Below are 26,488 nucleotides of genomic sequence, written 5' to 3'. Positions count from 1 at the left end.
TACTTTTTATTAACGGGTTGTACTTGTTATTCCTGCCTTCAGCGTATCGAAATGATGACGTAATGAGCGCGTTACCAACTGTACTCTCATCTGTGTATCGGCCATTTCGATAAGCTCATTTTCTAAAATTACATCGTCGTCTGTTTCTTTTATCCTGGGGTTTACCTCGTGCATATCGGTATCCGATTTGCGGGCTTCTTGTAAAGCGTTCTCAAATTCAACCTCATGCTTTTTGTATCCCGGCGTATCGATATTTGCAATATTCGACGATGATATTTCCTGACGCAGTGAATAGCTATCCATCGCCTTGGCCAGGAGTTCACTATGATTACTATCGATTATTGGCATAATTCGCAGTTAATATTCATTTTATATTCAGACTCAAATAGTGCGTTCTATCGGAACAAAGAACTAAATATTAAGTTTTTAGTTTGTGTAAATGTATCAGGCAATACCTATGCCAAATCCGGATACTACCAGAATCAGTATGTTAGTAGCGTTCCAAAAAATGATTTGGCTGCGGGAAAGTGCATAAATAACCGTTCGGGAGGTAATTTTTTCCTCAGTAAAATATTGTGAAGCATTTAGGACTGTTTTCACTCAGTAGAAGGAGGAGTTCGCTAACTTTTTCAGACAGGAAGGTTGGTATGTGGCAAATTATCTTAGCAATTGCAGTGGGTTTAAGATGTCACCCTCTTTGCTGATAATATATTTACACACTTTGTGTTACAGAGGCTGATGATTCAGTATAGGGTGTTCAAAATCAAAATACTATTGATACGATATTCGAATGAATAAATTAAATACTGCTGACCCTACCTTTATAGTAGAGATAGAAAGCAGGAAGATTTGCAAAATAAATAAAGAGTTGGTTGTTGCGTGTCAAAGCAATCCCATCGGCAAGCGGATAGACAATATTATTCATATCGAAAATAATATCAGCCAAAATGTAATTGCCGCATTTTTCAATAATCAATGGTATACTTTGAAACAAGAAACAATACTATGGGAGGAAAGTCCCCACCTGAAGATCAGTTTGCAAAATCGAGATAACATTCCCGATTTCGAAACGATCCATACTTTAAATAATATGATCGGTTTTCTGCTACATCGCATCCGATCACCACTTACGGGTATTCAGGGATATGCTGAATTTGTAAAAGATAGTGTGGAAGATAGCTCAACTTCAAAATATATAGACAAGATTGACAGGGGAGTTGACGAACTATTTGCAATTTTAGATGAATTGGAAGCATTGGAAAATATTCCGGAAAAACCCGTGGAAACGAATAATTTTTCCGCGTACCCTGAAAAAATAGCTCAGAAATTACTGTCATCTTACGATGCAAAGATCCGGAAGAAATTATCAATTTCCATAACAAAGGAAAGTGTTTTGCGCTGTAATCCAGGCGATTTACGCCGAATACTTTCAATCCTGATTGAAAATGCCATTGTGCACGCTCCGATTGACGAGCATGAGATTACTATTTCACAACCCTCGGCAAACTCCATTAAAATATCTCATAACGGCGCATCGATTCCAAAATCAGTATCAAAGGAACTATTCTATCCCTTTGTAACCTCTAAAGCCAGAAGGTTAGGTATTGGTTTAACAATTGCTATACTATACGCCAAGCGTTACAGAGGTTCCATTTTCTTAACAGATAACATACCTTTTAAAAATGTATCCCTTACCTTTTGCCTACCTCCTCAGAAAACCTCTCATACCTACTCGCTATTCTCATAAAGACCTTGTCTAGAAGGGATTCACCTCCATCACAACTCTCGTGGAAGTAAGGAAAGTGAGTAAGATTGAATCATCAACACGCCATTCTCAGCATGAAAGCATCCAAGATACGTTAACCTTGAACGTTTTCCAGCATTTTTTCAATCTGTCCCTCTAAAAGTTCATGGGTAAGAGGCTTCGGTACAAAACCCAGACCTTGCCGCAGAATAGCATCAATACGTTCTTCATTATTTTCTGTAGAAACGACAACGGCCGGTATATGTTGAAAGTCGGGGTGATCATGGACATAGTCTAGCATATCCAATCCATCCATAACGGGCATATAGATATCTACAAGCATCAAGTCTACCTTTTTTTCTTTAAGCACCTGAATACCCTCTTTACCATTTTCAGCTTCATATATCTCGTCAAATTCAACATCCATATCAACCGACATAAGAGTATTCTTAAGAACCACACGCATTGTGGCATCATCTTCAACAATTAGCACATTTAGTAACATAATACCTCAAATTTATAATAATGATAACAGTTAGAAAGCCTTAAACTACACGAAAAAAGCAACTAACAAAGCAATTATTGAGATTGCAATAGCTGTACTCAAAAGTATATTTACGATCTGCTCCCGCTCTCTCTCTTGATATTTATCCGCTAATATAGAAGCCACCAGTGGGAAGATCACACTTAACCCTTCAAATTTTTCTGTGGTAAAGAAAGTTGTTACTTCACCATTACTATCTGTATAGCTGTATTTCTTATTGAAGTGATAAAAAATTCGTCCGAATATCATGTCTTCTTCAACACCACATGCTTCAGCAATCTCTTCTACATCGATAGGCACTCGTATGCGTGCAATTCGGTCGGGCTCTTTTTTGGCATATTTCCGAAATTCATCATGATATCTATAATAGATATCTTCAAGTATTTCCAGATCTGTAGGTATCTCGTCCATTTTTACCACCATTCTTCTTGTTTAGCAAGCGTATTCTCCCTCTAAACATCCCACTTACGCTTTTATCTGCTTACTTTATACGTTATCTATCTTCTATTCTAAAGGTCACCGGTAATGAGTATTTAACTTTAACTTTTTTACCATCTTTTTTTCCGGGCTTAAATTTGACCTTGGTAATCGCCTCTGCAGCTGCTTCACCACATCCACCGCCGATGTCTCTGATAATTTTAGGATCTCTGGCAGTGCCGTCTTCGTGGACGATAACCTGCAAATATACACGTCCTGAAATTTCTTTGCGTACGGCTTCTTTCGGATATTTTATTTTCTCGTATAATGCAGATAAACCGCCTTCAATTTCCGGCATCTCTTCTACAACTGAATATACTTCATCAGAATCCTGTGCCTTAACTGTTGTCATCGATCCGCTCAATATAACAATTAAAAAAGCAAAGAATGTTACTACGGTAATAGGTTGTGTGAGTGTAAAGTACTTCATAGTATTTTATATTTACATTATTGTTTTTCTTATATAGAACTATTCGATCGAGTGTTTACCGATACTAAAAGTTGCTGTGAACATCTACTAAAACCCATTAAAACTGCCTTTCTCAAATTTTCCAGCCTCACCAGTTTCGTCAGCATCTTGTATGTCATCATGATCCTGGCCATTACTTTGTGGGTCAGGATCAAAGTGATGATTATTCTGCCCATTAATATTTTTGGGATCATGCTCAAGATCTTCGGCCTTATCCTCTTCATCAATGCCAGCTAACTCAACCAAATCATCAACAATATTAGTCAACTCATTAGCTTGTGATGATAGCTCCTCAGCCGAGCTCGCAGATTCTTCCGAGCTGGAGGCATTATTCTGCACATTCTCATCCAGTTTTGTCATCACTGAATTTATTTCCTCAATACCCTTTTGCTGTTCAGAAGATGCCGCTGATATTTCGAGAACCAGTGTATTTACATTCTCCACACTTTCCTGTATCTCATTCAGATTTTCAGACACTTCATTTGCCACTTCTGCACCGCGCTTGGAGCTTTCTTGCGAACTCTCGATCAGCTCGGAAGTATTTTGAGCTGCTTCTGCACTACGCTGCGCCAAATTACGAACCTCCTCCGCAACTACCGCAAAGCCTTTCCCGGCTTCTCCGGCACGCGCCGCCTCAACAGCAGCATTTAACGCCAGCAGGTTAGTCTGAAAGGCAATGTCATCAATCGTTTTTATAATTTTGGAAGTTTCCAGCGATGCTTGTTGTATCTCCTCCATTGCCTCATTCATCCTCTCCATAGCTTCCGTCCCTTGCGATACTTTGGGCTTGGCTTCCTTCATAGCTAATTCAGCTTCCTGGGCATTTTGCGCCGTCTGCTTAGATTGTGCCGACATCTCTTCAAGCGATGCCGTAGTCTGCTGCAAACCGGCGGCCTGCTGATTTGAACTCTCTGCTAATTCTTGACTGGTGCCACTCATCTGAACAGCAGAATCATTTACCTGCTGCGCACCAGCTGATAACCGCTCAATAATATCGGTAAGTACATGCAGGATCGACTCATTCATAAACAAACCAAACAAAATAGCACCAACCATCGCCACTACAACAGACACCACCAGTACCCAAATAGTGTTGGATACTGTAGCATTAGTCAACTGCCCCTGCTCACTAGCCCATGATTGTGAAGCACTTGCCAGTTCAGCAGCCCTCCCCACAATGTTTTCGTAAGCATCCAAACGGATCTGTTCCTGCTCGGTAACAGTATTTCGAGCAGCAATCATTGCTTTAACCGCTTCTACATTATCATTGAGTATGGCTAAAGCTATACTTAATTGCATGTCTCTTTCGGGGTCTGTAGTACCTTCGTATAGCTCTCCCATTTTAGAGCGCATCTCACTGAATTCATTTTCCAGCTCTATTAACTCTTCCGTATCACGTAAAGCTTCGGATTGCCACAATTTACTTATGTTGTGCAGAAAGGATTTGGTTATTTCATCAGCTGTACTGAGTTCTTCTTGCACTTGCTGAATTTCATTGGCATCCGAAAGATTTTGAATACTTTGATTAGCAGAAGCCGTAAACTCATTCATAATATCAACAAACTCACCAGTGGCTGATGCTGTGTTATTTCGGTACTGGTCGAGCTCCTGGATTGCTTTGTGATATGCTTCTACAGATTCGCGATAATTTGCAAATGATTCGGCAATAGAAGTTATCCCGCTTTCAAAGTTCGGCACATCGTATGACTCCGTAATCTGCCGTCCCTCTTCTATCTCTTTACCGATACTGTCAAGTTTTGCTATCGCTATTCGATAAAGAGTATCCTCATGTGTAGCATTGTATCGGGATAAGTTATATCCCGACTCCCACATATTATTTTCAATAGAGTTGGCAATATTCCATTCCGGGATATTAACATCCACCAGCTCGTCTGTGTTACTATTTATCGTAGTGAGGGAGTAAATCGCTACCACTCCCACGATAAGTGTCATCAACGAGCCACCCATTACAATGAGCAGGATACGTTTACCAATAGTACGTTGTTCATTACCGTATCTTGATGCAATATTACGAAGTATATCTCTTAAAAAACCCATCATATAGATTTATTTAATGAATAAAACAATAGAATACACTATCATTTCAATTAAACCGAGGTTCACAAATCCACCTCGGATTTTGACTAATTATTTATAATCCTCTACAAATTTTATCGGCAGGATTATAGATTCCTTAAATAAAATTTAATCTCTTGCTTTAGATGTGGCTGACTCTACTCGAAGGCTTTTTCTGTATCAAATAAAAAAGTGCCACCCTTATCCAGGATGACACTTTAGGACTATTGGTTAGGATATTAGGGAATCAACTCTGCTTAGAAACCTTTGAAATTTTCTTCCTCCTCCTCTTCATCAAAGGGAATAAGATCACTGCCGTCATCCCCGCTGGTATGCTGCTGATCTGAAAATTGGGAATTAATAGACTCACCATTGCCATTCGAGCTATTATTAGAACCTGAATCCCTGTTGTTTTGAGCAGTAACTCCATTGCTCTTGGTGTCCGTCTTCCAGACGTTCTTTCTATTACTGGATATATTGTTTTGAACACCTCCTACCAGTTGGGTCAGCTCATCCACAATATGGTTGAGCTCTGCAGCCTGAGAAGAAAGTTCTTCGGCTGAACTGGCTGATTCTTCCGAAGCTGATGCATTACCCTGTACAACATTATCCATTTCGGACATGGCCGAATTAATCTGCTGAATACCACTAGCCTGTTCCTGAGAAGCAGCTGAGATTTCAACAACCAGAGTACTTACATCTGTTACTTTATTTTCGATCTGTTGCAGATATTTTGAAACTTCCTCAGCTACTTCTGTACCCCGCTCAGATTGCTCCTGAGAGCTTTCAATCAATTCTGAAGTATTCTGCGCCGCTTCAGCACTGCGCTGAGCAAGGTTCCGCACCTCTTCAGCAACTACGGCGAATCCCTTACCTGCTTCTCCGGCACGCGCTGCCTCAACGGCAGCATTTAATGCCAGTAAGTTAGTTTGAAAAGCAATATCATCAATCGTCTTGATAATTTTTGAGGTCTCATCGGAAGACTCCTTGATATCCTCCATAGCACCCTGCATACGCTCCATTGCATCAACACCTTTTTCAACCAGTGGCTGTGCTTCTTTCATAGACTTTTCAGCCTCACCGGAATGTTCGTCAGTCTGTTTGATCTGCGACGAAATTTCTTCTAGTGAAGAAGTTGTTTCCTGCAAGCTGGCCGCCTGTTCGCTGGAGCTTTCTGCCAGCTCCTGACTTGATTGCGACAGCTGCTCGGAAGAAGCATCCACCTGCTCTGCTCCACTGTCAAGCTTCTGGATCATCCTCTTCAATACTGAAGTTATTGATCGCTCCATCATTAACCCGAACACAATTGATAAAACTCCGGCAACAGCAACACCTATGATTATAATCCACATATACTTATTAGCCGTAGCACTGGTAAGTGATACTTCATCTCTGACCCCTTTCTCAGCAGCTTTATAGACCACCTCAACTGTTCGTTTTAAAGTTTCAAAACCCCGCAATGCCTGTTGCTGAGCCTCTATAGCTTCGGTATTTGCCTGGCGCATTTGGCGCACTTTGGCAATGTTTTCATCCAACAAACTGTTAGCATCATCCAGTTGAGCTCTTCTGTCAGTTCCAACATCAACAGCATTGCGTGCCGTATCTAAGTTAGTTTTTATATTTTCATATGTAGTTGTTATCCGATCCCAACGAGCTTCATCATTTTCTAAAACCACCTTCCATAAACGACGAGCATTATCCACTACATCAGTCTTAAGATCTGATACACGGTCAATACTTTGTGCCCTCGGATTGTTGAGGTATTCATCAAAGGCTGCAAGAACATTTTCAGAGGCTGTCTCAACTTCTGTTCTTGAAACCTGCATTTGTTCTGCAAGTATTTGATAGTTTTCCACATCATCTTTGTATTTCTGCAGCTCATTTTTGAGACCGGGCATCTCGCGCTCAAGGGCTGGAAGATCAAACTCTTCTATATATTGATCGAGCTCTTCCATTTCTTTATCAATATTCTCAAACCGGGCTTGAACATTCTCATAATTTTCATTGGCAAATGTTCTCATATACGATTGAAAATCGTTGTTAGCTGCTCTCACCTGCTGGTCCAAAGCCACACTAGTTCCCCATTCCGGTACATAAATGTTGTCTACAGTACTGGAATAATTATCAATTACATAAAAGGCATAGATCGATACGGCACCTATCAAGAGGGTTATAGCAGCGCCGCCTAATGTTAATGCTTTAATCCTCCTTCCAATGGTCCAATTTTTTTTATCAGAAGCTGAACCAGAATTTCCAATGACATTGTCAAGAAAAGACATACCTATATTTAGTTATTTTAAGATTAGAAAGTAAATGCCAAACCTATTTATTTGCTGTTATGAGGGCTTCTTTACCCGTCTGATGTTTTTAAAACCTTTTCTGGTACATCAAACAAAACCTTGTGCACTTCGATAATCATTTTTACCGATTCATCAACCTTGCCTATTCCGGCTAAATATTCACTTTGTTCGTCTACGCCAACAGAAGGGACATCTTCGATATTTTCGGTTGCTATATCTACCACTTCAGAAACCCGATCTACCAATACACCCATTACATAATCTTCATGCTGGATTACAATAATGCAGGTCTCATCTGTGTCTTCTATTTCTTCCAGGCCAAATCGAGTCCGCAAATTCATCACAGGCACAATCTTTCCCCGCAGATTTAAAACACCACGAATATAATCGGGCATTTTGGGTACGGGCGTTATCTTCATCAAGCCAATAATTTCCTGCACTTTCAATATTTCAATGGCGTATTCTTCATCGCCCAGGAAAAAGGTTAAAAATTTCCCGCCGTCAACCTGTATTTTTTTCTGTTCTTCTTGTTTTGTGGTTACTTCACTCATAACTAAAAACTGTTTTCATAATTAATGGATTGTATATCCGATATAATTATCCCGTATCTTTACATACATTTTTTATTAAAACCCTATCTATTCATTGTTATCGGAAGGAAAACTTTTTTCTTAAATTTTTTTAATGTGGGATATTGCAGATTGTAGATGAGCAATGCTGTCTGCTGAGTTTCTAATCTTAAGAAAACCGTTTATTTTTTTAGAATTAGCACTACTGACGGCTGCCCGAGACGAATTCAAGTGTTTTAAAGCAGGTAAAGTAAGTTCCAATCATTGAAGATCTGTGACCTGTAACAGAGAACAGATAAAATTAAACTTGTACACAAGACCAGCCTAAAACTCGCAACCTATGTGTGTGGCTCCGGGTTATAATCATAAAATCAAGGATGGGAGATTTCGATGGTCCATTAACAAGTAAATCATGTATTTGATATTTTCTCTCTGGTCAGACGCAATATTTCATCTTTTAACTTTTCGGGAGTAAAGGGCTTGTGAATAAATGTAGCTCCATAGCTATTTATTTTTTCAATGCGCTTGTCATTACTTTCCGCTGAAACAACCAGCGTTGGTATCTCTTTGATTTTCTCTCTCCCGCGCACTTCCTTGAGCATTTTCAAACCATCCATCACCGGCATATTAATATCAATAAGTAATATGTCAACCTTCTGCTTTTCTAGGATTGCAAGTCCTTCTTTTCCATTCACTGCTTCAAAAATGGAGTTTTTATCAAAGCCGCAGATATTGAACGTTCGCTCAATAACTTTCCGCATGATCGGGCTGTCTTCAACAACTAATACGTTAATAGCCATAACGAGATAAATTATTATTACTGTTTTTAAACAGCTTTTTCTTTGGTTCTGGCAACAATTGCCTCAGCGATTTCTGATAAGGGTAATACCTCTTCCACTGCGTCCATTTCATAAGCTACCTTTGGCATACCATACACCACACAACTTTCTTCACTTTGACCAATTGTATAAGCCCCTTCGTTTTTCATTGCCAGCAATCCTTTTGCCCCATCGGATCCCATACCGGTCAGTATAACGCCGGTCGCATTTACACCGGCAGCATCAGCTACAGAGTTAAACATCACATCTACACTCGGACGATGATGATGTACGGGCGGTCCCTTCTTTATCTTTGTATAATATTTTGCACCTTTTTTTTGGACCAACATATGATAATTGCCCGGTGCCAGCAAAACCAGGCCGGGTTGTATCCAGTCTCCATCCTCCGCCTCTTTGACACTAACATTGCAAATCTCATTTAATCGGTCGGCAAAACTTTTTGTAAACACCGGTGGCATATGCTGTACAATCACTGTTCCCGGAGTATTAGATGGCAATGCAGGTAATATTTCTTCAAGCGCCTTCGTACCCCCGGTTGATGACCCGATGGCTATAAGCTTTTTGGTGGTCTCTTTTAACCGTGCGTTCAAAGGCTTTACGGTCGTTTGCGGTCGTTCAACATGATTGTTAACACCATTTTTGATATTCGCTGCCGCTGCCGCACGTACTCCCTGTATGATTTCTTTCGATATTTCTTTGGTGGAATAGGCCGATCCCGGCTTACAGATCACATCCACTGCTCCCAAACGTAATGCAGTTAGCGCATTTTCACTATTTTTGGGAGTCAGCGAACTTACAACCACAACGGGCATAGGATGATGTTTCATTAACTTTGACAAAAAGGAAAGTCCATCCATACGGGGCATTTCTAAATCCAGCGTCAAAACATCCGGATTTAATTTTGCAATCTTTTTCCGTGCTACATATGGATTCAGCGCAGTGCCAACTACCTTAATATCACGCTGTTCATTAAGCTTTTTTGTAAGCAACTTTCTAACAAGAGCTGAATCATCTATAACTAATACTTTTATCATAGTTTGCCTTTAATTGAACAGTAAAACAATAATTTCTACTACTCCCCCCTCGAGAAAAACTCTAAGGAACTCTCTATTCACCTCTTTATTTTCACCAGCCCTAACTTCATACTCTTTTAAAATTCGCGGAGGACGTATGTAGCATATATTTTCATTCTTGGCAAAGAGCGGAACTGTATTTCCACAAATAATATTTGATACCTCGCTAAGGGCTCCGGTCATTTGTTCTTCATCGGGATTATCAATTGCAAGCATATTTTTTGTCATCTCCGATAGAAGCTCATCCGAGGGTGTAATAATCATCTTTCCTTCTACCGCCCCATCAAACTCAACCACTGAATATATTTGGTGATCAGGTATTATAAGATTTTCATCTTCTATTTCTGATTTCTCCAGTGGATGCATATAGCAAACAACCTCAAATGTTTTAACCACTGAGTCATAAATTTTGTCTCTGAGCCCTGACTTCATAATTGCATCCATTAAAACTTAGTAGTTGGTTCTTCAGTAATTTCATCTTTACTGGTTTATGCACATATCCCATTCCGCTTTGGGTCACAGCTTTTACCAGTCTTTCATCATTGATCGACGTAACCACAACAGTGGGTATCTCAACTAAATCGGGTTGAGTTCGGATATAACCTAACATCTCCAGTCCATTCATCACCGGCATATTTATACCTGTTAGTATTAAATCCACAGGATTTTTCTCTAATACGTTAATACCTTCTTTGCCATTTGTTGCTTCATGTATCTGTTTTGTGGGAAAACCTATTTTTGATAGTATCTGTTTAAGCACAACTCGTATTGTAGGCTCATCTTCTACTATTAAAACTCTTAAACTCATTATTTCTCTGTTAAAAGCGTTAATAAATTTATTCCCAATTGTTGTTATCGGCCAAAAATTTGAAAAATTCAGTCTAAGCTTTTGCTATCCTTTTAGTTACATGGCAATTGTTTTTACCGCAGAGGAATCGAGAAGTTATCTATATATTAGCTTGTTTTTACATTAATTGGTCTTTTGTTAACTGTTATTGCTCCGTCGGCTATACGTAAAGTCATGGTCCTCGATATTGATCCCCCTACTTCCTGATTCGCAATCATAAATTCATTTTTCCATAGGTACTTTCGAAATGCTATAAAATTTCGTTTCCCAATCTTGAAATAATCGCTTTTCCCTTTCCTCTTCATGCTGGCTCCACCAGCAACTGAAATTATCAGATTCCTTTTCTGTGCTCCCAATTCATACATTTCATATAACATCAAGGAAAGGCCTGTATCAACATACATTGCTGGTTTTTTCGCTGCTTTTTCGGTATCAGCTTTTGAATCGGGAAGCATTACGTGTAATAACCCACCTATGCGTACTGAAGGATCATAAATTGCTATCCCCAGACAACTACCTAATGCATAGGTAATAATAGTTTCATTGACATTTGACGAAACCCGGTAATCGTTAACGCCCACTACTGTTTTCATGCAGGTCACCTCTGGTTATTTCTTTCTGTAGACAGCCGGACGTATATTTTCAAATCCTTTTTCTGTACTGGCTACACTTTCGGAATGCCCCAAAAAGAGATACCCTCCGGGCTCCAGGATTTTTCGGAATCGGCTTACTAATTCCTGCTGAGTCTTCTGGTTGAAATAGATCATAACATTTCGGCACATAATAAGATGGAACGGTCCTTTCAGCGGCCATTTTTTCTTGAGATTGAGTCGGCCATAAGTAATCATATTCCGAACTCCTCGGCTAATCTGATACTCATAATTATTTATCTGATGAAAATATTTGCTCGTAATTTGTGGAGAAACTTCTGCCAGACGTTTCTTCGAATAAACTCCTTTCTTCGCAATTTGGATAACCTCGCGAGATATATCAGTACCCAGAATCTTTACTGATCCAGAGATATTATTTTCAAGTAAAACAATTGAAGTACTGACAGCTTCTTCACCTGTTGAACAACCCGCCGACCACCATTTTACCTTTCTTGTTCCTATCTCAGGAATCACGTGATTCCGAATAAAGTCAAAATGTGCACTCTCCCGAAAAAAGCTGGTTTTATTCGTAGTAAGTACATCTACTAACGCAAGAAATTCATTTCCTGAAGAATCTTTTTCCAAGTATTTTAGATAGTGAGAAAAATCATTTAGCCCCAATTTTCTGATTCTTTTCATAACCCGTGCACGCACAAGAGCTTGTTTCCCTTCATGTAAATTTATCCCACAGTACTGGTATATCTTTTGCTGTATTCGTTTAAATTCAGATTGCTTTAATTTCATCAAAATACGTACCGGTGTGCTATAGGGTTACTTGGTGACCAACTTTGTTAGTAAAGTAGATGATGCTCCGATTTTACGAGCTTAATTAGTCATAAGGGCTGCAGTATCCAAGATAAGGCCCACAGTGCCATCACCCAGAATAGCCCCGCCTGAGATATGATCCAGCTCTCCCGCCATATTTATAGATTTGCCCACGAGTTGTTGCTGACCAATTACCTCATCAACCAGTAAAGCATACTTCTTGTTTGCATTTCTAATGGCGATAAGTGTTCCTTCTGTTAAACTTTCAATGCCATCATCAATATTAAAATAGTTATGAAGTCGTATAATCGGCACAGTTTCACCGCGAATATTAACTTTTTCAGAATTACCCATCACGGTAAAAATATCATCTTGCTGTACCCTGAATGCTCGGTCAATATTCAAAATCGGCACAATAAAACGTTGAGAACCAACACGCACTAACATACCGTCAGTAATGGCAAGTGTGAAGGGCAGCGATACAGTGATTTTGGTACCTTCCCCTTCTTCAGATTCTACATCAACAGTACCTTTTAATTCTTCAATCGATCTTCGTACCACATCCATGCCTACCCCACGGCCTGACAAGTCAGTGACTTCATCCGTAGAGGAAAAGCCCGGCAGAAAAATGAGATTATAAATTTCTTTATCGGTTAAATTTTCATCGGGATCTACTAAATCTTTGTTGATAGCCTTCTCCAATACTTTTTCTTTGTTGATTCCCCGTCCGTCATCCTCAATTTCAATAAGTACCTTCCCACCCTTCTGCGAGGCACGCAGCCAAATATTCGCTTCTTCAGGTTTTCCATTTTTCTTTCGCTCTTCTGGCGACTCTATCCCGTGGTCAATCGCATTACGCACCATATGAACCAATGGCTCATTAATGATATCAACCATATTACGATCGATCTCTGTATCCTCACCAAAAGTGGAAAGGTTAATAGATTTATTTGCTTTTCGTGACAAATCACGAATCAGTCGATTCATTTTATGAAAGGTAGATCTCAGCGGTACCATTCGCAGTGAAAGACTGGTATCCTGAAGCTCCCGTAATATCTTGCTGGTATGATTGATCTTTTTCTGCAGATCTGAGTGATCTGGAATATTTTCATCCTGGGCTACTACGGAATGAGCAATAACCAACTCACCGATCATATCTATCAGCTGGTCGAGCCGGCTTACATTAACGCGAACTGACGAATCGGACTGACTGTCTTTCTTACTGGTAGTTCCGTTTGTGTTTTGCGATGTATCATCATTAAGAGAAGGGTCTACCTGTTCTTCCCCGGAAGCCTTCTCATATTGTAAACCACCGGCATCATCAAGCGCCTTTGCGGGCGATATTTTTTCATCTGCTACACGCTGCAGTACGTTTGTCAGCAGATTAAAATTCATTGGCTTTGGCAGATAATCTCCACTCTCAGCTGTTTCAACCACATCGAGCATGCTGTTAATAATATCAATAGCCTCCAGTGAGATATCGGCACAAGTTACATCAAACTCTAACTCACCTTCGCGCACCATGCTTAACACCGTCTCCAGCACATGCGTAAACTCCGAAATAGGAGTCAATCCCATAAAGGCCGAAGTACCTTTAATCGTGTGAAAAGCCCGAAAAACCTTATTGACCAGTTCATCGTTATCGGGTTGATCTTCCAGCTCTAAAAGCGCCCCTTCGGCCATATCCAAAAGCTCAGTACATTCCGTAATAAATTCCCCAAGCATCGCCTCATCAATATCTTCGAGAATATAAAATTCTTCATTCTCACCACTTTGGATATGATCGTTATTTACCTCATCGGTATTATCCTCCTGATCCCATTCTTCATCATTTTTTGCCTCGATAGCTTTTTCTGTAAGATTTGCTATCTCAGCCAGCCACCCCTGATGTTGATCTGCCCCTTCTTCCTGAACCTTATTGAGAATTTCTTGTGCTTCTTCCAAAGCATTAGTTACCGGGGGCTCACAATTGTCAATTACAGATTCCAACAAACTGCTTAAACCCTCAATGTATTCTCCGGATGCATCAGACTCATCCAGTCCGAGTATATAAGTAGCCAAATCATTCAGCGAACTCTGATCAACTTCTGCTGATGCCTCTTCCGATTCTTCCTCCTCCAACTCAATAATTGTATCAGCGGATTCTTTCTCACCTGATAAAGCATCATTCAGATCATCGTAGGCTTTTTCAAAATTCTCTACCTCAATATCTCCATCATTAACAAGATACTCACGAATCGTATTAATGGCCTGCATCGTCGACGTCTTCACGCTCATGAAGAACTCATCCTTTTCGTAGAGGTATTTCAGTCCCTTCCACGCTATATCGATAAGACGCTGTAGCTGTCCGGGATCATCCTCGAAAGTAGATATAAACTCTTCAAACTTGCCCCCCGCCACGGCCACGTTCTCTCGATCCGACGGCCACACATCTGCCAGTGCCTTAATAATATCTTCTAAATCATTGATCCGCTGCTCATTGGTACTACCACTCATCATATCACCATCTAGTTGGATTCACTTAAAACCATTATTAATAGAAATTCTGCGTTTTCACTTTTGAATTTCATCTCTTTTGTAGGAGGCTTTTTGGGCATAAAAAGTGTTAAATCACTCCCGCGCGTTGCCGTTGGTAATGACGATTGCCCCCGAAAACCAACTTTCTCTACATTTGCAGCAACATCACCGGCCAGAATATTTGATATCTCTCCGATCAAATCGCCCATATCATCACTTTCAAACGGCAATTCCATGCCAATAAACACTTCAGAAAAAAACAAAGCTGTATCTCTTGGCACAGCCAACATTAACGAAATCGTATGGTCCGAGTTGAAAACCGTAACGTTGCCGATTATACCATTGAGTGGTCCTTGGCCATTTGTTTCTTCTATATATTCAAGCTCTTCGCCCAGGATGGATTCAAATGTTCCGAGGGTCGATTCTTTCACCTTTTCCACTAGTTCTTGTGGAATTTCCTTAACTTCACTTAACTGTGCTAATTTCATCTCTCTTTGGTTATGAGTTTAAAATGCCTTTGAAAAAGCTCTTGTTTTCTTCCTCCTCATCACCACCGCGTGAGGCAATATTTCCATCATCATCAAAATAACCACTAATAGCCTTATGCATTTTATCAGCATTAAAAGGTTTGGTTACGTACTCATCAGCTCCCCCTTCGTTCAAAGCTTTGTCTACCTTACCCATAGATTTTTCAGCGGTTACCATAATGATAGGGATATGTTCATTGCCTTGTTTTCTGACTTCCTGTGAGAATTCCACCCCAGTCATATTGGGCATGTTCCAGTCAACAAACATGATATCAATATCATCTGTGAATTTTTCCAATGCGTCTTCGCCATCTTTTGCATCCACATATTCAAACTCAGCCAGCATTAAATTATTTAATGCACGCTTAACGGCACTTCGCATTATTTTTGAATCATCAACAACCAGTGCTTTTATTTTTCCCATTTTATGCTATATGTCTTTTTTTGATATAGTTTTGCTGAATTTCATCTTTGCCATTCAAAGATTGCACTTTACTAAACTCTGTATTAAACTTGTGAGAACCTTAGTTACTACACACCCGTTTGTAGAACTCATTACTTCTTATCGGCACTCAGATTAGACTCTTAAATTATTTTATCTGTTTTGATAAGAAATGCCTTAACCCTATTTTCCCGATAATTTTAAGATAGGTTTCGAAATCACCGATAAAAGCTATACTAATTAATACAATATAACAGGTTAATACTATACCGGGTATACTCTCAAAGCAGGGTCGTCTATGTTATCACGTTCATCCCAGACAAGCCGCTCTTCTAAGATCACAATACCCGAAGGTATAAACCCATTACAAGAATATTCATCGGATTTACAGACCCGCCCACAGGAAAAGTTTCCGGAATTAGAAAATGAAGATCAGCAAGATCAGAATAGTAAAAATTCCGTATTAGCTGGTAACGGAGAAAAAACAGAGGGAGCTGATGACTTCGTTTATTCGGATCTGATGCCTTTTAACGATTTTGAAGAAATGTTTAAGCGATTTTTTGTGGCTGAACACAAAAAGCTGATGATGATACAGGCTAAGATCCGGGAAAGCAGCGACTTTGGCCAAAACCCTTTTCGTAAATTAGCTGAACTAAACCTTAAACATTCTCTGGCCCTGCGAAAACATTGTTATCAACTTCAAATGATTTTATACAAGTCGCCAAGAGGCAGAAATTATGATGCTTCTCTATAAAGATCTAGCTAGCGCGGCGGGTAGAGTTTGAACTGGCATCTTCGCTATTGAAATCTTCCTTGATGTTGCTATCATCTTCATCAAAGGTGTCATAGAGATCTTCTATAATCATTTCCAGCTCATTCACTCCTTCTTCTATTTTTGATCGATACTTCTCAATCTTTTCACTTCTGGCATCTTTCTCAAGAAACATTTTTATAAGCTCAAGATATCCGGAAATAGCACTGATAGGCGACATTGCCTGGTGCATACTTTTCCGTACCATCTCTCTTTGGATTTCTTGATATTTCTTAAACTGCCAAAGGTTTTTTTCTCTGTTTAAAGAATTAAGCTTTGACATTTTACTGTTAGACGAAGCAGATCCATTACTTTTATTTTTCTCTACTTCGACTGAATTTCGATTGTCTTGCAACATATTTTTGTCAGTATCCATAAAAGCCAACGTGTCCTTTTTTTATAACCTCTAAGTTATCCCCCGAACATACCCCCCATATCATTTGCTAGTATATTAATAAATCCTAACATTAAAAAATGTTAATAAATTCTTTGATAATAAAGGCAGTACCTCTTTTATTCTAGAAGGATTAAGTATTGGACTATCATTTTAGGAAAATATTAAGCCACAACTATTGGCTAACGGTTTAGATTACAGATCAATGATCGATCACATAAATCTATTATTTATAAATATTCAGGATTCGGATCTATCTGCTATTCTGGAAACATTCCGGGATAACGGCATCTCAGTGAATCATCAAATTTTGCCAGATAAAAATATAGATGATGATATTTTTGCATCTACCCCTTTCGACCTGATCATCATGTCTGAACGTGATAGTTCATACTCATTTCTAAATCAGCTTTCAAAAAATTATAGCAGTATTCCAATCATTTACTTTGCCCAAAATTATTCGAGCGGCAAAGCAGCAACAGTTATGCAAAACGGAGCGAAAGACTGTATTTCCAGTGATCAAATTGAGCGGTTGATTCCTATTGCCAGCAGAGAATTTGAACACAAAAAGATCCGTGATGATCTCCACCGGACCAAAAATTTCAAAGAAATATTATCTCACATATCCGATATCAGTGATGAAGAGGTTTTCATATTCGACAGTACTACCTATAAGTGCATATTCACCAATAAAACCGCTGCCCGAAATTGTGGTTATTCCAAAGATGAAATCTCATCACTAGAACCGGCAGACATCTATAACGAATACGATCACGAGGCGTTTGCAAAATTAGTTTCGCCCCTTCAAAATAACAAGCGCGAAAGAATTTCCCTCTGTACGAATATTAAACGAAAGATGGGTGCGATATATCCGTCCGAAACTCATTTAAAAAAAATAGACAAAGGAGAAAAAACTTATATTCTTGCAACAAATAAAGATATAAGTGGAGCTTGGTTCAAAATTCAAAAGCTAAAGAGGCAACGAACTTTAACGAATGAATACATTCAGAAAAATAAGGAGAAGAAAAGTCTGATCGCTAATGCTGCTCATGATATGCGAACAAGCATCAATTCAATTATTCTCTCTAACAAGTTATTAACTAAAAAATGGAGAGGTGATTCCAGCAAAAGTTCTCATCAGAAGTTTACCCAAACAATTAATTTTGTAAGCAACCATTTAATAGAATACATCGAAGAATTTTTCGAAGTCATAGATGAAAAAGGAGGTTTGAAACAAATAGAAGTTCAGAATATTTCACTTCCTGAATTTGGCCAAAAGATATATCAAACTTTCAAGCCTGTTGCCTCAGAACAGGATATTGTATTTCACTATAATACAAATAATCTCCATTCTCAGTTTCTTAAGAGCAATCCAACCTATATTAAACGGATTTTAAAAAATATTTTATCTAACGCTTTTAAATATACTGAAGAAGGAAGTGTCTCGTTCAACTTGTATTCAACAAAAGAAGAAGAGATAGATCTTGGATTCAAAATCGAGAATATCGTTGCTTTCGAAGTGCGGGACACAGGCATTGGCATATCCAAAAACGATCAAAAACAGATTTTTAAACGGTTTTCACGTGCTAATACACAAATTCCTAACAGCGAAGGATCAGGACTTGGATTAGATATCGCTCATGAACTGACTCGGGCACTGGGCGGGAAGCTACATATCGAAAGCACGGTCGATATTGGAAGTGCATTTACCTTGTTTCTTCCAAATAAAGAATCAAGCAAATCCGATCCGATCATACAGAATCAGCATCACTCAGAAGAGTCTTTGACAACGCCTGCCATTGACCCTCTTGATCGTTCGATACTAGTTGTGGATGATAGTAAAGTTCACAATATGGCTATCAAAGAATTTTTAAGCTATACCTTTAATAAATGCATTACAGCTCAAACCCCTGAAGAGGCCTTCAAGATAATTAATCAGCAATCAATAGATTGTGTTGTACTGGACTATATTATCTATGATACGAACTGCTTTCATATTGCTAAAAGATTAAGGTCACATCCTCAATATGCCCAAATGCCTATCATAATTTATACGGGAAAAAAATTAAATACCTCCGACCGCCAGGCACTCACAAGGTACGCTGATGCTATAGTTCAAAAAAATGCAAACAGTTATAACAAATTAGTAAGTACCATCTATTCCTGTTTTCTCAATGGCAGATCAATCAATCATTCCTTTGTTTAAGCTGTAATTCCCTTCTTCCTGTATCCAAGAATCCCCCCCCTTCTTAAAGCTGTCTCCTCTCCAAACTGTTTAAGATTATCAAAATAGATACGATAAGCAGGAGTAGCTGTCACAATAAACTAAATTTAGGTTAATTCAGTAGTATGTATAAAACAATGAAGCGTCTTCTTACCCTGGTGTTTTTAGTCGCGGCAATACCTTCTTTTGCACAGACTACTTCGGAAATAGAAAAGCAGGCTTATGATCTGGAAAAACAGTTTAAAAAGGATTACTTCTCACTCGGTATGTTGTTCCAGGGCCGTGCAGATTTTCAGGCCGAACGGTCGGCAGGCTATAACAGTTTCAGCGCTTCGTATGCACGATTTAAAGCATCAGGAATTTTTGGAGATCAATTCGGATACAATTTGCAAGCGACAATGTTAAAGTCTCCCGCTGTAATAGACGCAAATGTATATTTTAAACCGACTTCTCACTTTTCAATTAAAACGGGATTATTTAAATCTCCTTTTACTCAAGAATATTTAACCGGAGCAGGTTCAACTCTATTTATCAATAGATCTGCTGTAGTCAAAAACCTCGGAACCAAACGACAAGTGGGTGCACAACTTGATGCCTATACACCCAACCGCACATTTCGCTTTACCGGTGGCGTTTTCAACGGAAATAATTATGGCAATAACCTTAATGACGATGATCATTTCCAATACATTGCCCGGGTGGAGACAAATCTGAATAAAGGTGATAAAAGTAGCTTAAAGATTGGAACTAACATCGCCTATGAGCAAAAGGATGCGCCGGGATCAGGGAATATTCAGGCATCTTTTGCCGGAAAGCAAACGTTGTTGGGTTCTTATGTAAGTTTTGAACAAAATGATCTTTTACTTGATGGAGAATTCATCTATGGATGGATGAATCCTGAAATAGGAAATCAACATAATCCCTACGGCTACTATATTACCGCTGGTTATTATGTAACCAAAAGCAGCAGAGTTTTACTTCGATGGGATACCTTTTCTGCTGATAACCTCAGCTATGATTCCGAATCAGTTATTGCGGGGCTCAATTATAAACCAAATAAGTTTATGAAGTTGAAATTGAATTACACACTTCCCGTGGACAAAAGAGTAGGATATTCCAACTTACTGGCTGCCATACAAATCGGTTTTTAGCTATTGAAAAAGATTTATGTGTGTGAGTAAGGTGCATGCTCACATACATAAATCTATTTGTTATTCTTCCGGGCAAATACCCACTTCACCAGTAAATCATCTAATTCCTCTTGAGGAATTAGCATCTCATCACGCTTAAACTGCTGATTTATCTGGTAATTACGATGCGAACAGCGCTGAAAGAACCATTTCAATGCGTCCAGGTCATCCAGAATCATAGAACCGGCAAATGATTCCAGCAAATCTTTCTCTTCACATCTCGCAACCATCCAATCGATAAGCTTCCGGTTTTCGCCAATCAAAAAAGAAGAAATCAGTCCTAAAATCTGATCAATCTCTACCTTCCTAATCGATAACTCATATTTCATGGGCGTCAATTTTTGAGTAAGCACAGGGGGCAGATCAAAAACAGAATCAGTTTCATTCTCCAGGATATACAAAATGCGAATAATTCCGCCCATTGATTTTCTAACGATCCGGTGCCCTTTAAAAGATCCAAAAATCAACTCTTTATCCGGCATGTGCATTTGCAGGCTGAATTCCAGTGCTTCCTCTGAAGGTTGAAGTCCAATAAAATAGTACGTTTCTGGTTGTTTCTTTGCATAATTAAATTCGGGCTGATGTTTTCGAATTAACTCATTTTCTAACAGCAGCGCCTCCTTTTCTGTATCACAGATTTCTATTTCTATCTGATGCGTCATTCGTATCAGCCGTATAATCTTCGATGATGTCGTCTCCATCTTTGCTCGTCGATAGGTAAAGAGACGGGTACGAAGATTTTTTGCTTTCCCAACATAGAGCAGCTTTCCACTTGCATTATACATCTTGTAGATACCTGATTCCGTAGGCAGGTCGTCAAAAAACGCTTTGCCCAATCGTTTTTCCATCGGATTATAGTGATCAAAAAGACGCTGCTGCTCGGCCATTTCTGCTTCTATATTTATTTTTTACTCAAAATATCAAAAAATTATACAAGAAATTTCTTTCAGAGTAGGGAATCCACAAAAAATATACTATACTTAGGCGTTCAGGCGCTGTTTATTGTATTAGCACGGCGTTTTTGAACATTTAAGTAGCACACGAAGTAAAATTTTTTGGAGATTTAAAAATGGCAGAACGCGAAGTAGGTACCGTAAAGTGGTTCCATAACGGCAAAGGTTATGGATTTATCACTAGAGATGAAGGCGAAGATATTTTCGTGCACTTCAGTGAAATTGAGATGGAAGGCTATAAAAAACTGGAAGAAGGCCAGGAAGTCGAATTCACTGTTGCTGAGGGAGACAAAGGATTACAAGCACAAGAGGTGATACCACTGTAACACATATTTTACTCTAAATATTATTTTTAAAAGCGTCATCATTCGGTGACGCTTTTTTTATTGATGTTATAAAGGTGCTATATTGTTCATACAAATTCTGTTCATAAAAGGAGATAACTATGGAAAATCATATTTACAAGAAAATCGAGATTACCGGCACTTCAGATGAATCTATGGAAACAGCCATTGGAAATGCTATTGAAAGAGCGTCGCAAACTGTGGATGAAATGCGCTGGTTTGAAGTAATAGAAACGCGCGGGACAATAGAAGAAGATGAAGTCATGCAGTGGCAAGTCACCGTAAAAATAGGATTCACCCTAAAGGATACGGAATAACCGCTCATTCTACTGGCAGCTGATTATTATCTAATATCTCCCTCTCTCTTTCACTCCTGACCGCTGTCATTTTTATCTCAACCTTGGCATCCAGCGGTAAACGGGACACTTCCACTACAGCCCTTGCAGGAGGTTCCTCATGAAAATATTGCTCGTACTGTTTGTTAAACTGCGAAAACTGATCAATATCTGTCATAAACACCTGCACTTCAACAACATCATTCATCCTGAAGTCAGCGGCATTTAGTACAGCCTCAAGATTGTCCATCGCCTGCCATACCTGCAGGTGCAGCGAATCACTTACCAGCTGACCTGATTGAGGATCCAAACCTACTTGCCCTGCCAAATAAAGTGTTTTACCAACCTGTACCGCCTGTGAATAGGGGCCAATAGCTTCTGGTGCATCTTGCGTTTCAACTGTCTTCCTGATTAGCTCAGAATCATCCTTATTCAGGTAATCACCCCACAGCATGATGAGGAAGCCGGCTAAAAAAATCAGCAAAAAATAGAGAATATACTTTTTCATGACTCTACCCCCTTAAACCACTATTGGTCACCGACTCCATCACTTCGGCAAAACGTTCTGCCTCTTCAATAGTCGTGTAGACATTGGGAGTGACTCGTATTCCCTCAAGTTCCTCGTGTTTTATGGGCGTCACGATAATTTGGTGTTTCTTCCACAGGTAATTGGTAAGAGCTCCGGGATCAATACCCTCAACTTGCACATTAACAATACCACAATAATACTTCGGATCTCGACTGGTATGCAGTTGCACGCGGTCGTAATCAATGATTTTATCTACCCAATAATCATTGAGATATCGCAACCGCTCCTCTTTGCGTTTGGCTCCTATTCCCTGATGAAAAGTTAACGCTTCTGCCACTGCAAGATAATTAGCCGCGGGATGCGTGCCTATTTCTTCAAATTTTCGGATATCGTCATCCATTTTGTCCGGAGCAGCCATCAGCGGCCACAGATCGGCAATTTTATCCTTATTAACATAAAGCATGCCGGTACCGTGGGGAGCCAACAGCCATTTATGCAGGCTGGTAGCATAGTAATCGCAATCCAGATCTGTAAGGTCAAAATCGAAATGAGCATAAGTATGAGCTCCATCTACTATAACGGGAATGTCGTAACCACGCGCCATGTTGACAACTTTTTTCACCGGCAAGATCTGTCCCGTGATATTGATCATATGACACATAAGGATCAGCTTGGTGCGGGAGGTGATATTTTCTTCAAAGCGGCGGACGATCTCTTCATCATCTTCAGCAGGCACAGGGATGCTGAACTGCTTTAATTTGATATTTTCCCGCCGCTCGCGCTGTTTAAAAGTATTGATCATCCGGGGATAATCCTGATTGGTAGTGAGAACTTCGTCGCCGGGTTTCAGGTCAAATCCAAACTGGCAGATCTGCAATCCCTCTGAAGCATTCCGGGTAAGGGCAATTTCTTCGGGTCTACATTTAAACGAACGTGCCAGCCTCTGCCGCACACCTTCACGCTGGGGCTCCAGAACATCCCACATCGTATAAACGGGAGCCTCGTTTGAATAGTCAAGATCATCTTTCATCGCCTCCTGAACAATAGCCGGTGCCGGACTCACACCACCATTATTCAGATTCACAAGCGACCGATCAACGGTAAATGCCTGCTGCACCTTGTGCCAGAACGTTTCGTCCCTTGCTATCTCTTTAGCGTTTCCAGTGTACCCATTCAGATTCTTAACAATATCTTTGGCTTTCGCTGACTGAAACAATGCACCGGTCATAGCTGCCCCGGCAGCCGTTCCCATATTTTTCAAAAAGGAGCGTCGCGATTGCATAGTATCCCCGCTTATTTATTGGATTTTGCACATCCTGCTGATAAACAGTATGAACCAATAAAGATAAAATTTCAACTGCGACTTTTAGAGGAAAGTTAGAGATAGGCAGAATCTTTTAATCCTACAGATATAAATCAGTGTTATAAGCTATAAAAACTCCCTTAACTGAATCTTCAAGAAAACGTAATAGTTTTATTTCGGTAGCCCAGGCGTTAACGCCTGGGCTACCTATGTACCTTTTGCAACAGTGATTGATTCTCCAAACTAGCAAACAGGATGAAAGAGGCATTGAAAAAATCCATGTCATTGCAATAGAGCAACCAATGGGTAGGAGCTAAAAGACTCAAACCAGACGCGGAGCGTCTAAGATGTTCCGACGCAGAGCATCGTAACGAGAACTATCCGATAGTCTTTATAAGGTGCCGATTTTACGGTCTTTATCTCAGGAGGTTCGGGGATTCCACAGGGCAAGGACTTTTTGAGTTCGTTCCAGCGTTTTTTTGGTCCCGGGGGTCACAAAAAATGAACAAGATCTAATAGCCATTTGTGTACGAGTATACCAGATAATAACACCCCTCACCCTTTCCGAATCCATGCGGAGATGTAAGGAGTAGGCGAAGCAGGAACGAACCGGAAGAATTGCAGAGTGGGTTATATGTCTCTGCGTATGCTGTGGTTTCAGATATCACTAATTACTTAACGCATCCTCAGCTCTCGCAAAAGGAAGATCTTTACGCTTCGGCCTGCTCACGTTCCATCTTGGTTTTATAGGCCATGGCATAAATCTTCATCTGTTTTACCATCGAAGCCAGGCCATTGGAACGGGTAGGTGACAAGTGCTGCTCCATCCCGATTTTCTTAATAAAGTCAGGATTGGTATTGATGATAGTATCAGGATCGTGTCCGGAATAGAAGCGTACCATCAGCGCCACCAGCCCCTTTGTAATAGCTGCATCACTGTCCGCCTCAAAAATCACGTTTCCATCTTCCAGACGGGTATGCAACCATACTTGAGATTGGCAGCCACGGACCAGATTCTCTTCTACCTTATGCTCCTCATCAAGCGGATCCAATGTCTGACCCTGCTTTATAATATGCTTATAACGCTCTGTCCAATCATCAAGCGCCTTAAACTCATTAATAATCTGCAGCTGTTTTTCGTGTATATCAGGCATAGATAAAGGATAAATGGTAGATTATTTCCATTCAGAAAAATACAAAGAATTCAAGAGAAATTAAGACAATTATGCCTAAACTTTGTAGGCTTTATCAACAGAAACAGCACATCGGCAACCTTTCACCTGCTCAGATTCTAACTTTTCAGGCTTTCCGTAATCCAACACCGTTATAAAAGAATTATCTTCGGTTCTCAATCTATATTCACAGGTAGAATTCCTGCCTTCCAAAATTTCTTGAAAATGTGCCTTAACTTTTTCCAAATCGTCTTGATGAACGAATTTACTCCAGCTATTCTTCCCGATCACACTTTCAGCAGAAAGCCCGGTAATTTCCGGAAACTCTTCGGATACTGCGGTAATGATGAAATCATCACCATCAAAACGCACGCTGTACGAAAACTCTGATGCCTTACCGACAATCCGCTCGAAATCAACCTTTCTTTTCTCCAGCGTATCCATAATGCGCTTTTGCAGCGAAATATTATGTATCTCAGCCCTTATCAACTTCTGATCTTTCAAATCCATAACACGCGCTCTTCCTTTGACCTGGATTGGCACATCGCTCTTATGCTTAATTATGCCTTTAAACTCCTCTCCTTCAAAGGAACTTTCACTATCGATATCAAGAAAACGATTTTTAAAAGAATCTTTATATCTGTCAGCAAATAGATCCCAGACTTTAATTCTTTTCAGCTCATCTTTTGAGTAACCGATTAGCTCACGGAACGACTTGTTAGCCATCACGATATTACCCTCCAAATCCACATCAACCACCGTACGCTTTGATTCTTCACGGAGGCCATCAAATTCTACCTTTTGATCCATAAGCTGCTCTTCGGCTCGTTTACGTTCGGTAATATCATGCTGATATGAAACCCAGTGCGTAATATTACCTTCTTTGTTCGTCAGCGGATGGATATCCCATTGGTTGACAAATTCTGATCCATCCTTCCGGTAATTCACGGTCTGACCAAAGAAAGATTTTCCCTCTTTGAGACAGTTTTTCAGCTCGTCTAGCACCTCAGAATCTGTTTTGGGACCTTGTAAAATGCGGGGGGTTTGGCCGATAAGCTCTTCCTTAGAATAGCCGGTCATCTCACAAAACCCATCATTGGCATACACGATTCGCGGGCCGGGCTTCTCGAGTTCAAGCTCTGTAATCAATATCCCGTCATAGTCATCACGTATAGCAGACTCCAGCAAGCGCAAGTTTTCTGCTTTCCGATCGCGTTCTTTCAGCAGATCCTCGACAAAACTTTTAAGTTTCTCAAAAGACTTATCGTCTTTGCTCCATTTTTTCAGCTTGCTCAGGTCTTCTAGTCGCATATCGTTTGGGGGATTAATTAGGGCTTATTTCAAAATTCAGTTCGGATGGATTGTTAATACTCAAGCAGAACAACAAACGCAGT

28 protein-coding genes are annotated in these 26,488 nt (G+C 39.8%); 6 read left to right on the top strand and 22 right to left on the bottom strand.

The window, feature by feature from the left end; all coding sequences use genetic code 11:
• Positions 1–9: 9 nt before the first annotated feature.
• Entirely contained in the window at positions 10–348 is a 339-nt protein-coding gene (locus tag ACT3ID_RS17605; RefSeq protein ID WP_491543376.1) for a flagellar basal body rod protein FlgB, read from the bottom strand.
• A 442-nt stretch (positions 349–790) separates the two neighbouring features.
• On the opposite strand from ACT3ID_RS17605, the gene ACT3ID_RS17600 reads away from it, so the two are divergent.
• Positions 791–1,747, top strand: coding sequence for a sensor histidine kinase (locus ACT3ID_RS17600; RefSeq protein WP_491543375.1), 957 nt, complete (start codon positions 791–793; stop codon positions 1,745–1,747).
• 112 nt (positions 1,748–1,859) lie between these two features.
• Here ACT3ID_RS17600 and ACT3ID_RS17595 read toward each other — a convergent pair whose 3' ends face one another.
• The 15 genes from ACT3ID_RS17595 to ACT3ID_RS17525 all read right to left on the bottom strand — a co-directional run bounded on the left by ACT3ID_RS17595 (position 1,860) and on the right by ACT3ID_RS17525 (position 15,821).
• Entirely contained in the window at positions 1,860–2,249 is a 390-nt protein-coding gene (locus ACT3ID_RS17595) for a response regulator (protein WP_491543374.1), read from the bottom strand.
• A 45-nt stretch (positions 2,250–2,294) separates the two neighbouring features.
• Positions 2,295–2,711: a hypothetical protein gene (locus tag ACT3ID_RS17590; protein ID WP_491543373.1), complete on the bottom strand. Its 417-nt coding sequence runs from the start codon at positions 2,709–2,711 to the stop codon at positions 2,295–2,297.
• Positions 2,712–2,781: 70 nt separating this feature from the next.
• A complete protein-coding gene (locus tag ACT3ID_RS17585; RefSeq protein WP_491543372.1) occupies positions 2,782–3,195 on the bottom strand; it encodes a TonB family protein in 414 nt (137 codons plus the stop codon).
• Positions 3,196–3,282: 87 nt separating this feature from the next.
• Positions 3,283–5,295 carry a methyl-accepting chemotaxis protein gene (locus ACT3ID_RS17580; protein WP_491543371.1) on the bottom strand — a complete coding sequence of 671 codons (2,013 nt, stop codon included), beginning with the start codon at positions 5,293–5,295 and terminating at the stop codon, positions 3,283–3,285.
• Between the two features lie 272 nt (positions 5,296–5,567).
• On the bottom strand, positions 5,568–7,589 hold the full coding sequence (locus ACT3ID_RS17575; RefSeq protein WP_491543370.1) for a methyl-accepting chemotaxis protein: 2,022 nt from the start codon (positions 7,587–7,589) through the stop codon (positions 5,568–5,570).
• A 71-nt stretch (positions 7,590–7,660) separates the two neighbouring features.
• The gene (locus ACT3ID_RS17570; RefSeq protein WP_491543369.1) at positions 7,661–8,161 is read right to left on the bottom strand and encodes a chemotaxis protein CheW; all 501 of its coding nucleotides are present in this window, start codon (positions 8,159–8,161) and stop codon (positions 7,661–7,663) included.
• Positions 8,162–8,589: 428 nt separating this feature from the next.
• Entirely contained in the window at positions 8,590–8,979 is a 390-nt protein-coding gene (locus tag ACT3ID_RS17565) for a response regulator (protein WP_491543368.1), read from the bottom strand.
• 26 nt (positions 8,980–9,005) lie between these two features.
• Positions 9,006–10,052: a protein-glutamate methylesterase/protein-glutamine glutaminase gene (locus tag ACT3ID_RS17560; protein WP_491543367.1), complete on the bottom strand. Its 1,047-nt coding sequence runs from the start codon at positions 10,050–10,052 to the stop codon at positions 9,006–9,008.
• Positions 10,053–10,061: 9 nt separating this feature from the next.
• Positions 10,062–10,523: a chemotaxis protein CheX gene (locus ACT3ID_RS17555; protein ID WP_491543366.1), complete on the bottom strand. Its 462-nt coding sequence runs from the start codon at positions 10,521–10,523 to the stop codon at positions 10,062–10,064.
• The gene (locus ACT3ID_RS17550; protein WP_491543365.1) at positions 10,492–10,899 is read right to left on the bottom strand and encodes a response regulator; all 408 of its coding nucleotides are present in this window, start codon (positions 10,897–10,899) and stop codon (positions 10,492–10,494) included. The genes ACT3ID_RS17555 and ACT3ID_RS17550 overlap by 32 nt, the downstream gene beginning before the upstream one ends.
• A 146-nt stretch (positions 10,900–11,045) precedes the next feature.
• Positions 11,046–11,531, bottom strand: coding sequence for a chemotaxis protein CheD (locus ACT3ID_RS17545; protein WP_491543364.1), 486 nt, complete (start codon positions 11,529–11,531; stop codon positions 11,046–11,048).
• A 15-nt stretch (positions 11,532–11,546) separates the two neighbouring features.
• Entirely contained in the window at positions 11,547–12,332 is a 786-nt protein-coding gene (locus ACT3ID_RS17540) for a CheR family methyltransferase (protein WP_491543363.1), read from the bottom strand.
• Between the two features lie 81 nt (positions 12,333–12,413).
• Positions 12,414–14,852 carry a chemotaxis protein CheA gene (locus ACT3ID_RS17535; RefSeq protein WP_491543362.1) on the bottom strand — a complete coding sequence of 813 codons (2,439 nt, stop codon included), beginning with the start codon at positions 14,850–14,852 and terminating at the stop codon, positions 12,414–12,416.
• Positions 14,853–14,860: 8 nt separating this feature from the next.
• Positions 14,861–15,358: a chemotaxis protein CheX gene (locus ACT3ID_RS17530; protein ID WP_491543361.1), complete on the bottom strand. Its 498-nt coding sequence runs from the start codon at positions 15,356–15,358 to the stop codon at positions 14,861–14,863.
• Between the two features lie 10 nt (positions 15,359–15,368).
• Positions 15,369–15,821: a response regulator gene (locus ACT3ID_RS17525; protein WP_491543360.1), complete on the bottom strand. Its 453-nt coding sequence runs from the start codon at positions 15,819–15,821 to the stop codon at positions 15,369–15,371.
• A gap of 316 nt (positions 15,822–16,137) precedes the next feature.
• Between ACT3ID_RS17525 and ACT3ID_RS17520 the strand changes: the two genes are divergently transcribed.
• Positions 16,138–16,593, top strand: coding sequence for a hypothetical protein (locus ACT3ID_RS17520; RefSeq protein WP_491543359.1), 456 nt, complete (start codon positions 16,138–16,140; stop codon positions 16,591–16,593).
• A 4-nt stretch (positions 16,594–16,597) separates the two neighbouring features.
• Here ACT3ID_RS17520 and ACT3ID_RS17515 read toward each other — a convergent pair whose 3' ends face one another.
• Positions 16,598–17,026 carry a hypothetical protein gene (locus ACT3ID_RS17515; protein WP_491543358.1) on the bottom strand — a complete coding sequence of 143 codons (429 nt, stop codon included), beginning with the start codon at positions 17,024–17,026 and terminating at the stop codon, positions 16,598–16,600.
• Between the two features lie 223 nt (positions 17,027–17,249).
• Between ACT3ID_RS17515 and ACT3ID_RS17510 the strand changes: the two genes are divergently transcribed.
• Together ACT3ID_RS17510 and ACT3ID_RS17505 are read left to right on the top strand one after the other, a co-directional pair.
• Complete coding sequence (locus tag ACT3ID_RS17510; protein WP_491543357.1) at positions 17,250–19,250, top strand: sensor histidine kinase; 2,001 nt, start codon at positions 17,250–17,252, stop codon at positions 19,248–19,250.
• 143 nt (positions 19,251–19,393) lie between these two features.
• Positions 19,394–20,419 carry a porin gene (locus ACT3ID_RS17505; RefSeq protein ID WP_491543356.1) on the top strand — a complete coding sequence of 342 codons (1,026 nt, stop codon included), beginning with the start codon at positions 19,394–19,396 and terminating at the stop codon, positions 20,417–20,419.
• A gap of 53 nt (positions 20,420–20,472) precedes the next feature.
• Here ACT3ID_RS17505 and ACT3ID_RS17500 read toward each other — a convergent pair whose 3' ends face one another.
• Positions 20,473–21,345, bottom strand: a complete 873-nt coding sequence (locus ACT3ID_RS17500) for a nucleotide excision repair endonuclease (RefSeq protein WP_491543355.1) — start codon at positions 21,343–21,345, stop codon at positions 20,473–20,475.
• Positions 21,346–21,527: 182 nt separating this feature from the next.
• On the opposite strand from ACT3ID_RS17500, the gene ACT3ID_RS17495 reads away from it, so the two are divergent.
• Together ACT3ID_RS17495 and ACT3ID_RS17490 are read left to right on the top strand one after the other, a co-directional pair.
• Entirely contained in the window at positions 21,528–21,737 is a 210-nt protein-coding gene (locus ACT3ID_RS17495) for a cold-shock protein (RefSeq protein WP_491543354.1), read from the top strand.
• 119 nt (positions 21,738–21,856) lie between these two features.
• Positions 21,857–22,072 carry a dodecin gene (locus tag ACT3ID_RS17490; RefSeq protein ID WP_491543353.1) on the top strand — a complete coding sequence of 72 codons (216 nt, stop codon included), beginning with the start codon at positions 21,857–21,859 and terminating at the stop codon, positions 22,070–22,072.
• Between the two features lie 4 nt (positions 22,073–22,076).
• On the opposite strand, the gene ACT3ID_RS17485 is transcribed toward ACT3ID_RS17490, so the two are convergent.
• From ACT3ID_RS17485 to ACT3ID_RS17470, 4 genes are all read right to left on the bottom strand, one after another.
• On the bottom strand, positions 22,077–22,598 hold the full coding sequence (locus ACT3ID_RS17485; protein ID WP_491543352.1) for a Rid family detoxifying hydrolase: 522 nt from the start codon (positions 22,596–22,598) through the stop codon (positions 22,077–22,079).
• Between the two features lie 4 nt (positions 22,599–22,602).
• A complete protein-coding gene (locus ACT3ID_RS17480; protein WP_491543351.1) occupies positions 22,603–23,901 on the bottom strand; it encodes an aminotransferase class V-fold PLP-dependent enzyme in 1,299 nt (432 codons plus the stop codon).
• A 731-nt stretch (positions 23,902–24,632) separates the two neighbouring features.
• Entirely contained in the window at positions 24,633–25,076 is a 444-nt protein-coding gene (locus ACT3ID_RS17475) for a SufE family protein (RefSeq protein WP_491543350.1), read from the bottom strand.
• A 75-nt stretch (positions 25,077–25,151) separates the two neighbouring features.
• Complete coding sequence (locus ACT3ID_RS17470) at positions 25,152–26,405, bottom strand: PAS domain-containing protein (protein ID WP_491543349.1); 1,254 nt, start codon at positions 26,403–26,405, stop codon at positions 25,152–25,154.
• Between the last annotated feature and the right edge of the window lie 83 nt (positions 26,406–26,488).

This window comes from Fodinibius sp. GM108 (assembly GCF_058386985.1).
Note: the sequence above shows the minus strand (reverse complement) of the source record. Positions and strands in the feature narration are given on the sequence as shown.